Below are 14,498 nucleotides of genomic sequence, written 5' to 3'. Positions count from 1 at the left end.
TCGCACAATGGCAGTGCAGCCAGCAGGCGAGAACAGGATGATCGACTATCTCCTGTAGATCGCTCTGATCCGTACCCAGCAGTCAAGTGATGACAGCCTGTGCACCATTGCCGCCGTAATCCACTTACAGTAATCATTTCATGGAACATAACACCCTTCATCCCCAACATAACTCTATAAGGCAGAAGTAGATTGCTGTGCTCTTCAACCCTTCGCTATCCAGACATGACAGGTGACCTCCTTGCAGACCGGGCTCTACAACAATCACTCGCTGGTCAGTCGCAGCCTGAAAGCGGCCATTTTACGTATTGCGCTGGTGGCCATCAGTGCCGGTGCCGTGTCCTACTTTGTCAACCGCCACTCCATCGAGCAGGCAGCTCGTGAGCAGTTATTGCTCTCGACACAGCAGACGTTACAACGTGAGTCCCTGCCGTTCAGGGAGATTCAGCAATTGCAACGCAACTTTCTGCAGGAATTCCAGCAAACCCTGGCCGACGCTCAACAGTATCAGCAACTGGTGACTGACTTTGACAAGCTGTTCTACCGCCACGAAGACGGCTCGTACACCCAGCGCCCCGGCCTGTTCGAGGGTCAACCCCTGGCCGATGGTCGCCGCTTTGCCAATATGTCAGCCACCTATGCACCTGACATCCCTCCTGATGCCGATACCAAAGCACGCTTCACCCTGTCTTATCTGCTGTCCTACAAATACGGCTCCAGTGTCAAAGGTCGGTTATTCAACTTCTACGGCGTGGTGCCAGAGAAGGGGTTCCCCATCTATCAGGATGCCGACATCGCCAAGGTCTTTACCTACTCAGGGCCGGAGGCGTTAAAGCTGGAAAGCTATGAATTCTATGCCCGAGGCTTCGCGGCAACGACCAGCGACAGCATCTTCACACGCATGTATTTCGACTTTTCCAACAACGCCTGGATGACCACCATTGCCACCCCGGATCAGCCCGATGCCAACGGTCAGCACCACATTCTGGCCTGCGTCGATGTGTTACTGGATGAGCTGATGAAGCGTACTGCCCAGCCCACCATCAAAGGTACCTACAGCACTATTTTCCAGGCGGATGAGGCAGGCACACTGATTTTCCACCCGACCTATACCGAGGCCATCCAGAACAGTGAAGGGGCGGCCTCCATCACCTCACTTCACCTGCAGACGCTGATGCCCGTTCTGGCAGCCAGCCATCAGCTGCAGCCCGGGCAGGTGACGCTGGTAGAGAGTGCGGGGGAAATTGTTGCTCTGGGGCAAATTCCCGATACTCCCTGGGTGCTGTCGGTACATTACCCTGAACAACTCGCCCGTCCGGCCATTCTGCAGAATCTGATCATTGTGATTGCACTGGGCCTGATTACCCTGCTGGTGGAAATTTTTATTATTCGCTCCATTCTGCTCAAGCAGGTGGCTGTCCCGCTGCGCCACCTGGCCCAGGCCATGCGCGCTATGGGCTCCAGTGCCAACAAAGTAGAAAGTGAGCGCCTTCCGAATCAGACCGATGACGAAATCGGTGCTCTGGCCAAAGAGTTCATCAACATGGCCAAGCGGGTTCGTGATTCCCATCAACAGCTGGAAACCAAAGTGCAACAACGTACCGCCGAGCTTGAAGCCGCCAATCGCCAGCTACAGGCCATCAGCACGACCGATGAGCTGACCGGGTTGGCCAACCGGCGCCTGTTCGATGAGGTGTTGGAGCGAGAGTGTGCACGGGCACAGCGGGAATCCAGTGACCTGGCGCTATTAATGATCGACGTGGACTGGTTCAAGAAATATAACGACCACTATGGCCATCAGGCCGGGGATGCCTGCTTGCGACGGGTGGCTCAGGTGCTGTCACTTCACTGCCGACGTGCGGGCGATCTGCTGGCACGCTACGGCGGTGAGGAGTTTGTGCTGATTTCCCCTGCCACCGACCTGTTACAGGCGGGGAAATATGCTGAAAGCCTCGCTCAGGCCATCGCCAGTGAATTGCTCCCCCATCACGCCTCCCCCTTTGGCCATGTCACCGTCAGCATCGGCGCCGCCGCCATTAGACCGGTCGGGTCGGCGTCGGAAGAGATGCTGATTATGGAGGCAGATCAGGCGATGTATCGTGCCAAGCATAATGGCCGCAATGGGGTGGCTATCGGCAAGAAGATTGCCTGAGCGGCAGGCAGGCCCTAAACGCTGAAGTGTAATTGTGCCAGCACGCTAACGCTGCTGGCACACCTCTTCTTCCCACACCACGCAGTCACGTCCCTGCTGCTTGGCCTGATAGAGCATGGCATCAGCACGCTGCAACAGCTGTTCGTGCGCCTCGCCATCGCGGCCACTGCAGGTCGCCCCACCCAGGCTGATGGTAAGAAACTCCCCGCCTGCTGTTTCATGGCGGATTTTCAGCGCGTCGACGGCCGCACGACAACGCTCGACGACCTCTTGCGCTTCGTTCTGATCGGTATCCGGCAGCACCAGTACAAATTCCTCACCACCATACCGGGCAACAAAGTCGGTACCGCGTTCCAGCTGCCCTTCCAGCGCCTGCGCCACCTTGCTCAGGGCCTCATCACCGGCGGCGTGGCCATAGCGGTCATTAAACTGTTTGAAGTAGTCGATATCGATCATCACCAGCGACAGCGGCCGGTCGTCATGCTGGCAGCGAGCCCATTCGAGCTGCAGCTTGTCGGAAAACTTGCGCCGGTTGGCAATCGCCGTCAGCGGGTCGATATTGGCCAGTTTTTCCAGCAGCAGGCGCTGTTTGGCCAGTTGCAGGTGCAGTTTTACCCGCGCCCGTACCAGGCTGCTCTGGAAGGGTTTCTGGATGTAGTCACAGGCCCCCAGGTCAAAGCCGCGTACCTCGTTGTCGGTATCGCCCAGCGCACTGACAAAGATCACCGGAATCGTACTGGTCGATGCCTGCTGTTTGAGATGCTGAATCACGTCAAAGCCGTTCATCTTCGGCATCACAATGTCCAGCAGGACCAGATCCGGGCGGTATTGCTCGGCCTTGGCAATAGCCTGCTCTCCGCTCTTGGCCAGAATCACCCGGACGTCATCACGCAGCAGGTCACTGAGGATTTTCAGGTTACTTTTCTCATCATCCACGATGAGCACGGTCTGGTGGTTTATCGTCACAATGCTGCTCTATCTATTGACTCATTGACTACTAACGAAAGGTCCGCCATCCGGCGTGTTTAACGGCTCAAGCTCAGATACCTGCCCGGTGCCCGCTATCTGTTGCAGCAGAAGGCTTACGCTCTGTGCTGCCCGCTCAAACTCTACCTCGTCAATCCATAGACCGAGTTGCTCTATCTGTGATTGATACTCCGTGCCTCTGGCCATCCGCGTCAGCGTCTGCGCCAGCTGCTCGACCGCAAAATCAGAGTTATCCAAATACTGACTGGCCTTTTGTAACAGATTGACAAACTCCTGTACATCAAAGCGACTGCTGTGATTCGCTACGGGTCGGCCATAGACCTTGCAGATGCGCGCCAAGGCCGGTAACAGCTGCTCCAGCCCCCGGCACAGGCGTTGCAGCTGCACTTCACAGCTCAGCTGTGCCGCCTTTGTGCCGTCCGGACCGAGCTGGCGCTCAAGCTCATCCGCCGCGCGTACCAGATTAGCAGCACCGAGATAGGCCGCCGAGGTCCGCAGGGTATGCGCCCGCCGGTAAAGGACCGGCCATTGCTGCTGATGGGCCAGTTCCACCAGTTGCTGCGCTTCGCTCTGATGAGTAGCACTGAAGTCCTCTACCAGTTGCAGATAGGTATCTACTTTTCCCTGCAGGCGCTGAATCGCCCCCTTGACGTCCAGTAGCGGCTTGAGTGCATTGAGCCAGGCCTGCTGCTGATCACTGAGTGCCACCTCGGCAGAGCTTTCACCGCCCTGCACCGTGCGCTGCCTTGCCAGACTGCGGCGCAGTACACGATAGAGTTCATCAGGCTCCAGCGGCTTGTTGAGATGCCCGTTCATGCCTGCCGCCAGACTGCGCTCACGATCCTCCGGCAGGGCATGAGCGGTCATGGCGATGATCGGCAACTCAGACTTGTCAAAGTAACGGCGGATTTCCGCCGCTGCGCTAAGGCCATCCTTACGCGGCATCTGAACATCCATCAGCACCAGATCGAAGGGGTTAGCCAGTACCTTATCCACCGCTTCCTGACCGTCACCGGCAATCTCGATAAGCGCCGCCGTATCCTTGAGGAAGCCCAGTGCAACCTGCCGGTTGATGGCATTATCGTCCACCAGCAACAGCCGGATGCCGTGCAGATCCGGAGCGGCCAGCGGCCCGAGCAGCCCTTCACTGTCCGGCTCCACCGCACCGCCCGCCAGCTGCAGTGGCAGGGTGATGGTAAAGGTTGACCCTTCCCCCTGCATACTCTGCACCTGAATCGTGCCGTCCATCAGTTCCACCAGCTGCTTGCAGATCGCCAGACCCAGCCCGGTGCCACCGAACTGGCGGGTAATAGAATCATCAACCTGCGAGAAGGGCTGAAACAGCTTGCCCAGCTGACGCGGGTCGATGCCAATGCCGGTATCACTGACAATAAAGCGCAGTGCCGGGCGACCGTCCTCATAGCGCATCCGCTCCAGACTCAGGCGGACCTCCCCTTCTGCAGTGAACTTCACCGCGTTGCTGACCAGATTAATCAGGATCTGCTGCAGGCGCAGCGGATCGCCCTGCAGCTCATCGGGTACGTCATCGGCGACGTCCACCCGCAGGTTCAGGTTCTTTTCCCTGGCCCGCAGCGAGCAGATCACCAGTGTGCGCTCAATGACCTTGCGTACCCGAAAATCAATGCGCTCCAGCGTGACCTGATTGGCTTCATTCTTGGAGTAATCGAGGATGTCGTTGATGACACCCAGCAGCCCCTCTCCGGCCTCCTGAATCTGCTCCAGCATACTGCGCTGCCCCCCTTCCAGCGGGGACTGCTGCATCAGGCGGCTGAGGCCGATCACCGCGTTCATCGGCGTACGAATTTCGTGGCTCATGGTGGCGAGAAACAGCGACTTGGCGCGGTTTGCCTCCTCGGCACGCAGCTTGGCCTGATTCAGCTCCAGCGTACGGTTGTTGACCCGTTGCTCCAGCGTGTCGTAAAGCAACGCATGATCGATGGAGATCGCCGCCTGCGACGCCAGAATATCCAGCACCTGCAGACGCTCCGGGGTGAAGGCCGCCGGAATCAGGTTGTTCTCCAGATAGAGAATGCCGATCAGCTGCTCCTTGCGCAGCAGCGGATGGCAGATCACTGAACGCGGCTGGTAGTGCTGGATATAGGGGTCGTGCACAAACTGGTTGTGCTCGGTAGCCTGATCGAGAATCAGCGGTTCGCGGGTGCGGGTGACGTAGGCGATGATCGACAGTGGCAGCGAAGGCACTTCACTGTCGTCATCCAGCAGCGACAGGGTCTGTCCCAGCATCACCGGTATGCCCTCCAGCACCGCCACCTCATTGGCGTTGATGCTGCCACGGGCCTGAATCAGCCACTGATCATTGTCGCGCAGCACCAGCGTGCCCTGCTGGGCGCCTGCCTCGGTAATGATGGTCTGCATCATTTTCTGCAGCAGCTGCTCCAGCACGATTTCGGTAGAGATGATCTGCAGGGCCTTCATCACTGACAGCAGATCAAGATTGCCGCTGCTGCTCTTGCTGGTCGAGGTAGTGACACTGCGCAGCAGGGTACTGGGGCTGTCCTGACCTCTCAGCATCCACTGCGGGTAACGTGCCTCCAGCTGCTGCACCTTGGCAGTGGCGCCCCACTGCAGATAGGCATTGTGGCCATCGAGCATATACACCCGCGCCAGCTTGTTCTTGCCCTGTTGCAACCAGAACAGCGAGGCCAGCTCGTTGGCGATTGCCAGCCCCTGACTGAAACCCTGCTCGTAAGCCGAATCAATGGCCTGATCGTAATAGTCCATGGCCTGCTGCACGTCACCGCGCAGCCGCGCCATTTCCGCCGCCACCAGATAATACTTGTGGGCAAAGTTGGCCGGGCAGCTGGCCATCCAGTCGGCCATACGCTGCTGATTTTCCTCCAGCTGCTTCCAGCAGGCCTGCTGCTGGGCATCGTCAAGCACAGCCATGCGTGCTGTCAGAATCAGCGAGTAATAGAAATTATGCTCGGCGATGCTGAACCAGCCGAAGGTGGCCCCGAGCGTCGCCTTGGCCTGCTCGGCAAAATCCAGCGCCTCATCGTAACGACCAAACAGGTACGCCGCCTGCATCTTGTTGTAATGGAAATAGTTGAGGCAGAGTGCATGCTGATTAGCCTGAATTTCCGCCAGCAGGGCATCTTCGTCAAAGCCACCGCCATTCCAGCTGCTGAGGCTGTCGGTCTGCCCCTGCAACAGCAGGATGCTGCGCCGCAGTATCCAGAACACCTCAAGGGTATTCGGGTCGTTGACCTTCTGCAGAATCGGCAGGAAGCGATCACACTCCTCCGCCAGGGTCGTCAGGGAATGACCACTGTGCTGCATATGTTTGAGGATGTGGAAAGAGCTGTAGCCGGTCCAGATCACATCGCCGCTGTCGAGCCCGGCGCGCAGGGCATCCTGCAGCAGGCCGATATTCTCCGGTAAATGGCTGGACCAGGGGCTGTTGGTCACCGCAAACATGGTGTAGACCTTGCACTTCCACACCAGATTGTCGGTCTTGTCGATCAGATCCACCGACAGCTGGCCAAACTGCCGTCCCAGCTGGCACTGGCCAAAGAAGGCGGACAGCATCGAGCCGTAGTTGCCGTAACCGAACGGCGATACCTCGGCGTTGCCGTAGTCCATCGACAGGGTCACCATGCGCACCACTGCCAGGGTACTCATCGGCAGATTGACGTTGATGGCGGGCGGCCACAGCAACCCCAGCAGATGACTGATCATCTGCTGGCGCGGATCTGACATCACTGGCAACTCCAGCAACTCCTCTACCCGGTGCTCAGCCAGATAGGCCTGAATCCGCTGATTCTCTGCGGTCATCGCCGCTTCGAGCAGTGGCGGCTCGTCCGGCCACTCCACATCGAGGCTGCGCAGCCCCTTGATGGCAGTATCCAGCGCTTCAGCAAAGCGGCCGTGGTTGGCGTAAAGCACCGTCTGCAGACTGAGTATCCGCGCCCGGTCCATCGGCTCCGTCACCCATTCCAGCAGGGAGCGGCACTGCAGGTGCGCCTGCTCGACCCGACCGCTGAGATAGACACATTCGATATGCTCGACATGCAGCTCCACCGCCAGGGTGTAATTGAGCTGCCAGCCACTTTCCAGCGTCGTCACGGCCAGCAGCAGCTCAATACCGATATCGAGGAAATGCGTGGCGACTTCGTAGGCGTTGGACAATTTGGCCCGTCGTGCCGCCTGCAGATTGAGTTCGGCCAGCTGTACCCGCTCACGGCGGCGTACCAGCAGATCACGGGCAACATTGAGATGGTTGACCAGATCGAACAGGGTTTCTTCGTCGATGTGGCCTGCCGCCTGCAGATAGCGCCCGATCTGCAAATGCACATGCTTGCGCTCTTCTTCGGCCAGCATGGAATAGGCTGCCTGCCGCACCTGATCATGCAGGAAGCGATAACGGCTGCGACCGGGCAGCTGGCTCAGCGTCGTCAGATTCGTCACCACATCCGCTTCATCCATGGCCTGCTGCTGCTTCAGGTAATGATGCAGGCGCGCCTGCTCCTCTTCCCATTCGCCGTCTTCTTCCTGCGCAAAGTAGTGTTTGTCCAGCGGCAGAATCAGCCCCTGCACCAGCGGCTCCCACAACTGCTTCATGGTCGCTACCGGCAAGCCGCCTGCCAGCAGCGCCAGGGTGTTCAGCTCAAAACGGTTGCCGATACAGGCCGCCAGCTGCAGCATGCGCTGGCTGTCGGTGGAGAGCTGGCGAATCTTGCGCACCATCAGCTCAACCACGTTGTCACTGACACTCCAGCCGCTAATTTGCTGCAGGTCCCAGTGCCAGGTGCCGCTTTCCATATCGAAGGTGATCAGCTGTTCGCGATAGAGCGAGTGCAACAGCTGATTGAGAAAGAAGGGGTTCCCCAGCGTCTTGGCAAAGCACAACTGGGCCAGCGCCGACAGCTGGGTGCTGGCGCCCGGCAGGGTGTCATGCAGCAACTGCTGCACATCACCAAGGCTGAGTGGATTGAGCTGCAACGCATGACTGGCAGCTTGAGCCTGGGTCAGGCTGTCCTGCAGCAGCTTGAGTGGATGGGCATCATCCACTTCATTACTGCGATAGGAGCCGACCAGCAACAGGTGACAGCCCTGCGGATCGGTCATCATCAGCTCGATCATCTTCATCGAGGCGTTACCGGCCCATTGCAGATCATCGAGGAAGATCACCAGCGGATGCTCAGAGGAACAGAACACCCGGATAAACTGCAGGAAGACATAGTTGAAGCGGTTCTGCGACTCCGCCGCAGGCAGCACCGGCACCTCCGGTTGCGGGCCGATGATCAGCTCCAGCTCCGGCAACAGGCTGGTCATGATCCCGGCATTAGTGCCCAGTGCCTGCTGCAGGCGGCTGCGCCAGCGGGAAATCTGATGCTCACTCTCCGCCATCACCAGCTGGATCAGCTCGGCACCTGCCTGACGCAGCGCATCGTAGGGTACGTCTCGCTTGTACTGATCGAATTTGCCGCTGATGAAGTAGCCACGGCGTGATACCACCGGTTTCTGGATCTCATTGACCAGTGCTGACTTGCCAACGCCGGAATAGCCTCCCACCAGCAGCAGTTCACAGGCACCTTCGCTAACCCGGTTGAAGGAAGCCAGCAGCTGCTCAACCTGTGCCTCACGGCCATAGAGTTTCTGCGGAATACGGAAGTGCGGGGAGATGTCCTGACGGCCAATGGGGAAATAGCGGATGTGACCATGGGCAGTCAGACGCTCCAGACAGCGCACCAGGTCAGCCTTGACGCCGAAAGCACTCTGGTAGCGGTCTTCAGCGGCCTTGGCCATCAGTTTCAGGACAATATCCGACAGTACCGGTGGAATGCTGCTGTCCACTTCATGCAATGGCTGCGGGTTGACCGCCATATGACAGTGGACCATTTCCAGCGGATCAACCGTCAGGAAAGGCCGACTGCCAGTAAACATTTCATAGAGGGTGACGCCAAGGGAGTAGTAATCGGTGCGATAGTCCATCGCCCGGTTCATGCGACCGGTCTGCTCTGGCGCGATATAGGGTAACGAACCTTCCAGCTGCAACGGATGCATCACCACCGGCACGTCCATCGGCAGCTCGGTGGCAATACCGAAATCCGTCAGGCGCACAGCGCCGGTGTGAGGATTCCAGATGATGTTGCGCGGGTTGATGTCGTTATGCATCACCTGCTGCTGATGCACCTTACTGAGGGCATCGACAATCCCGATGGCCACTTTCAGTGCGGCATCCAGTGCCAGCGGGCGGCGCGCCAGAATAGTGGCGAGTGATTCGCCATGCATGTCTTCGCTGACGATCACCAGGGTGTTGTCGTATTTCTCCAGCGCCTGCACCGGCACCACACCACCACAGTCTTTCAGTTTGCGGGCAATAGCATATTCCCGGCGAAAGGCCGCCAGCTGATCAGGCGTCGGGTATTCGTGTCGTAATGCCTTGATGATGACCGACTGGCCATCGCGCAAACGAATACCCCGGTAAATCAGCGCATGCCGACCTTCAAAGAGTTTTTCCGCAAATTCATATCCGGGAACGGTCAACAGCATTCTTTATCATCGCCACTTATTTTGATGATTCACGTTCAGTCCAAACTACACGGGTTAGCGGCTGGCATGTGCTAAAACTGCAGAGCAATTCCTGCGCCAGTTATCGCTGCCGCCGCATGAACCGCTTGCCACAAAGGGCAGAAGGGCCAAAGGGCAGAAGGGCCAGCGCCGCGGCAATCACACCAGGCGCCAGCGATACCTGCACGCACACAGCAGACATGGTAAGGTCAAAAAAACCAACTAACCTTGTCTCGGTGCCACTCACTCCAGCGTTTACTCAACTGATCACGCTACTCTGCCTACTGCCGCCGAAAAACATCTCCGTCGGTACGCAGAACCGCTGTTCAGTTTGGGTGAATACTGGGAGTCAATTGGTTTCACTCTGTTTGCACAGTATAGACCGCTGGAGAAAGCGTAATGGTTATACCTAGCCCATCTGAGTCAATCTATCCAACCGGTTTAAATAGCCCGGTGTCGAAAAAGCGCAAAATTGTCATCCTTGGTGGAGGTGTATCGGCTATCACCGCCGCTTTCAAACTGACCAGCGAGGCCAACTGGCAGGAAAAATACGACATCACCCTCTATCAGATGGGCTGGCTGCTCGGCGGAAAAGGCGCCAGCGGCCGCAATGCTAATGATCATGAGCGCATCGAAGAACATGGTATCCATGTCTGGTTTGGCTTTTATTACAACGCCTTCCACTACATGCGCGCCTGCTATCAGGAACTGGGCCGCTCACCCGACCAGCCGCTGGCGACCCTCGATGACGCCTTCAAACCGCACCACACCACCGCCTTCGCACAGAAGTTCAACAATCAGTGGTGCGCCTGGCCGATCCAGACCTTCGCCCTGCCAGGCATCGTCGGTGATGGCTGGAATCCCAAGCCACTGATGACCGCCCTGGCCATGCTGGTAGCCTGGATTCTCAATCATACCGGCGGTGCCCAGCAGCTGGATGATACCGAGCCACCGGCGCTGCCGCTGTTCCAGCGTCTGGAAGATGACATGCTGGACATGCTCGACAAGGAAGCGCTGGCCGACATCAACGCCCGTCTGCAGCAGGCGCAAAAGACCCTGCCAACACTGGAAGGGCTGGAAACCAGCGAACCCCATGCCGCCCTGATCGAGCTGCTGACCGGCGTGCGTACCGCCCTGCGTGATCTGACCGCACCGTTTCTGCATCTGTCGGTCAAGGTCAGCCGCCTGTGGATGATGGCCGACTTTGGTCTGACCGGACTGATTGGCATCCTCGCCGATGAGCTCTATCACTACGGTCTGAACGCTGCCAACGACATCAATCTGCGTGACTGGTTGCAGCAACACGGCGCCAGCCAGATTACCCTCGACGGGCCGATCATGGCCTCTCTCTATGGTGGCGTCTTTGCCTACAAGGATGGTTTGCTGGATCAGCCCAACGTTGAAACCGGTACCGTGATCCGTGCTGGCCTCAACGCCCTGTCCTGCTCCAAGCAGTCCTTTATCTGGCGCATGCAGGCCGGCATGGGCGACACCGTTTTTGGTCCCTACTACGAAGTGCTGAAGCGCCGCGGCGTGCAGTTCAAATTCTTCCACCGGGTGGAGGAAGTGGTCGCCGCCAGCGATGATCAGGGCGGTTACATCAGCCAGATCCGGCTGGCCCAGCAGGTGCCGCTGAAAGACCCGAGCAAGGAATATGAACCACTGGTGATGGTCAAAGGGCTGCCCTGCTGGCCGTCAGAACCGCTCTACGATCAGATCGATGATGCTGTCGCCGCCAAGCTGCAAGCCAACCATATCAATCTCAACTCGTTCTGGAGCAACTGGCCGGAGATTTACGACGAACCGCAAGTGGTGCTGAAGCAGGGCGACGATTTCGACGAGGTCATCCTCGGCATCTCCGTGGCTTCGCTGCCGTCGCTCTGCCCCACCCTGATGGCGGCCAATCCGGCCTTCGCCACCATGACCGGCAAAATCTCCACCGTCGCCACCCAGGCCATGCAACTGTGGCTGAATCAGGACGTCCAACAGCTGGGCTGGATCAACTACCAGCCCGATGAAGAAGCACCGGAGATTCTGGGCTTCGATGCGCAGGCCATGGATTCATGGGCCGACGTCAGCTATCTGGTGGCGCGGGAAACCTGGCCGGTCACCGACGAGCCGAAGGACATCAGCTACTTCTGCGGCGTGTTCAACCCCGATGCCCCGCCGCCCGCGCCCAACGTGGCCTATGTGCAGAGCCAGGCCGACAAGGTGAAAGCCCAGTGTATCACCATGATGAACACCACTCTTGGGTCGCTGTGGAAAAACGCCACCGATGCCGATGGCTTCAAATGGCAGTATCTGATTGCGCCAGACAGTCTGGAAGGTCAGGCCCGGTTCAACGCCCAGTACTGGCGGGCCAATATCGATCCGTCCGAGCGCTATGTGCAATCCACGGTCAGCAGCTCACAGTACCGGCTGAAAACCGACGAATCGGGATTCCGCAACCTGTACCTGACCGGCGACTGGATTCGCAACGGCTTCAACATGGGCTGTGTGGAATCGGCCACCATCTCGGGTCTGCTCACCGCCCGTGCCATCAGTGGCAGCAGCGAAAAGATCCCCGGCGAGGGCCTGTTCGAATAAGCCACCGGCCAGCCAGCAAAAAGCCGGAGTGAGCACCTCACTCCGGCTTTTTTCGTCTGTTGCCTGCGGCGGTCAGACGTTTCACAAGATCATGAACATCTTTTTTACTGCGGATAGACCGGCTTGCCATCCTTCACATAACCGTTGATGAACGGCGCACTGTCCCAGTGGGCACAGGCCTGATACAACGCGGTCAGATGCGGCAGGATGATGTCGTGGTCAAGGATACGAATGCCCAAGCCCTGCAGGCTCAGCTCCCAGCCTTCAATAATGCGCAGATCATTGAGGCCATGCAGCGGGTAATTGAGCGGGTAGAAATCGGGCAGATGAGTGATCAGTGCCACCGCAAAACCACGCGGGTCCGCCATGATCGCCCCCAGCTCACCGAACATGGTGGCATCTTCCACCAGCGCCTGAGCAAACATCAGCCGGTACAGGGTGATATTGAGGAATACCTGCTCAACACTCTCCTCCTGGGCGGCTTGCGCCTTGTAACGCTCAAACCCGGCAAGAATCGAGGTATTGTGGGCGCAGTACCAGGTTTTGGCAGAGGGGCTGTGCAGATAGTTGAGCCAGTTGAGGGTCGCTACAGGCGCCTCCGGCTCACTGACGTTATTCTCGAACATCAGCCCGGCCAGCTCGGAGTAATAGATAAAACGCAGGTTAACATCACGCCACCAGGGGCTGCCCGCCGGCATGGAGGCATCATCCATGGGGTTCAGCACCCCCCGTTTGATTTCCCACTGGAGAAAGGCAATTTCCGAGTTGCCGTATCCCAGATCAGGCAGATCGACGCCATGCACCGCACCGGGTTTGTCAAAAGCGTTCCCCAGCTCCTGCCGGGCCAGTAATGGAAAGCCGTACTTGCTGTAGTACGCCTCACGCAGTTGCAGCCGCCCCTGTGGCGAATTGCTGACTGCTGCACACATTGCCAGCGTCTGAGCGACCAGCTCGTCATACGTCACCGTCGTTGCCATCGTTACTCCTTGTCTGTTCGCAAAACGCAGGGGGATATGCCCGACTGCTTATCTCGTCAAAAGGTATAGACCCATCTGCCAACTTCGTCATCTCTGCACAGAAATACAGCCTTTCTTGTTTATTGGCCCTTCAGACCCTAACAGGCTGTATTCGACAGGAAGATCGCTTCGCCGAACGTGAATCAGCTGCCGTTACATTGGCGCTTTGCGCAAAGGCTCTTATACACTGTCTGCTGTACCGCACTTTCCCCTCATCTGGAGATCGGCGCACGTTGCCTGAAGCAGCACGCCAATCAACACACAATCGGAGTAGTACGATGCAATACAATAAATGGAAAAACCTGTTGTGCGCGGGACTGCTGGGCTCAGTGCTCGCTTCCAGTGGCGCCATGGCCAGAGACAGCGTCGTGGTTTCCTCCAAGATCGACACCGAAGGCTCGGTGCTGGGCAACATGATTCTCCTCACCCTCGACAAGCTGGGGATCAAGACCGAGAACAAGATTCAGCTCGGCGCCACCAGCATCGTGCGCAAGGCCCTGATCAGTGGCGAAATCGATATCTACCCCGAATACACCGGCAACGGTGCCTTCTTCTACGACATGGCCGACGACCCGCTGTGGAAGGATGCCGATAAAGCCTATCAGACCGTCAGGGCCAAGGATCTGGAAGCCCATCAACTGGTATGGCTGCAACCGGCGAATGCCAACAACACCTGGGCCATCAGTGTGCGCGGAGACCTGTCACGCAAGGAACAGCTGACCCGGCTTGACCAGCTGCAGGACTATCTGGCCAAAGGCGGTGACCTCAAGCTGGCCGCCAGCAGTGAATTCGTCGAATCCCCCAGTGCCCTGCCCGCCTTTCAGAACGCCTACGGCTTCAAGCTCAGCAGTGACCAGCTGGTGGTGCTGTCCGGCGGCAACACCGCAGCCACCCTGCGCGCTGCTTCGCTGCAGACCAACGGCGTCAATGCTGCCATGGCCTACGGCACCGATGGCGGTCTGAGCGCACTGGATATGGTGGTACTGCAGGACAGCAAGGGCGTGCAGCCGGTGTATCAGCCTGCGCCAGTGATCCGCAAGGAGGTGCTGGATGCCCATCCGCAGATTGCCGAAAAGCTCAATGCCGTATTCAGCAAGCTCGATCTGACCACCCTGCAAAAGCTCAACGCCGATGTGGCGGTGAATGGTCTGGACCCCAAACAGGTGGCACAGGACTTTCTCACCCGTCAGGGGCTGTAAGAG

Annotated in this window: 6 protein-coding genes; 3 read left to right on the top strand and 3 right to left on the bottom strand. The window is 58.2% G+C overall.

From position 1 onward, the window contains the following. The first annotated feature begins 232 nt into the window (after nucleotides 1-232). Nucleotides 233-2,152, top strand: a complete 1,920-nt coding sequence (locus WH50_RS00675) for a GGDEF domain-containing protein (RefSeq protein ID WP_207780119.1) — start codon at nucleotides 233-235, stop codon at nucleotides 2,150-2,152. Nucleotides 2,153-2,197: 45 nt separating this feature from the next. On the opposite strand, the gene WH50_RS00670 is transcribed toward WH50_RS00675, so the two are convergent. Both WH50_RS00670 and WH50_RS00665 read right to left on the bottom strand, forming a co-directional pair. Continuing rightward, nucleotides 2,198-3,118: a GGDEF domain-containing response regulator gene (locus WH50_RS00670; protein WP_243409931.1), complete on the bottom strand. Its 921-nt coding sequence runs from the start codon at nucleotides 3,116-3,118 to the stop codon at nucleotides 2,198-2,200. Between the two features lie 21 nt (nucleotides 3,119-3,139). After that, nucleotides 3,140-9,676, bottom strand: a complete 6,537-nt coding sequence (locus tag WH50_RS00665; RefSeq protein ID WP_110185585.1) for a hybrid sensor histidine kinase/response regulator — start codon at nucleotides 9,674-9,676, stop codon at nucleotides 3,140-3,142. 417 nt (nucleotides 9,677-10,093) lie between these two features. Between WH50_RS00665 and WH50_RS00660 the strand changes: the two genes are divergently transcribed. Beyond that, entirely contained in the window at nucleotides 10,094-12,280 is a 2,187-nt protein-coding gene (locus WH50_RS00660) for an NAD(P)-binding protein (protein ID WP_110185584.1), read from the top strand. Between the two features lie 104 nt (nucleotides 12,281-12,384). Here the strand turns inward: WH50_RS00660 and WH50_RS00655 are convergent, their stop codons facing one another. Then, on the bottom strand, nucleotides 12,385-13,257 hold the full coding sequence (locus WH50_RS00655) for a hypothetical protein (RefSeq protein WP_110185583.1): 873 nt from the start codon (nucleotides 13,255-13,257) through the stop codon (nucleotides 12,385-12,387). A gap of 317 nt (nucleotides 13,258-13,574) precedes the next feature. Here WH50_RS00655 and osmF point away from each other — a divergent pair, with 317 nt between their 5' ends. Then, complete coding sequence (osmF, locus tag WH50_RS00650; RefSeq protein ID WP_110185582.1) at nucleotides 13,575-14,495, top strand: glycine betaine ABC transporter substrate-binding protein OsmF; 921 nt, start codon at nucleotides 13,575-13,577, stop codon at nucleotides 14,493-14,495. Nucleotides 14,496-14,498 lie beyond the last annotated feature (3 nt).

Source organism: Pokkaliibacter plantistimulans, from assembly GCF_003194385.1.
Taxonomy (GTDB): domain Bacteria; phylum Pseudomonadota; class Gammaproteobacteria; order Pseudomonadales; family Balneatricaceae; genus Pokkaliibacter; species Pokkaliibacter plantistimulans.
Note: the sequence above shows the minus strand (reverse complement) of the source record. Positions and strands in the feature narration are given on the sequence as shown.

Excerpts from the sequence above, each read along its gene's own strand:
- WH50_RS00665 (WP_110185585.1), bottom strand. The coding sequence starts at position 9,676 with ATGCTGTTGACCGTTCCCGGATATGAATTTGCGGAAAAACTCTTTGAA.
- WH50_RS00660 (WP_110185584.1), top strand. The coding sequence starts at position 10,094 with ATGGTTATACCTAGCCCATCTGAGTCAATCTATCCAACCGGTTTAAAT.
- WH50_RS00655 (WP_110185583.1), bottom strand. The coding sequence starts at position 13,257 with ATGGCAACGACGGTGACGTATGACGAGCTGGTCGCTCAGACGCTGGCA.
- osmF (WP_110185582.1), top strand. The coding sequence starts at position 13,575 with ATGCAATACAATAAATGGAAAAACCTGTTGTGCGCGGGACTGCTGGGC.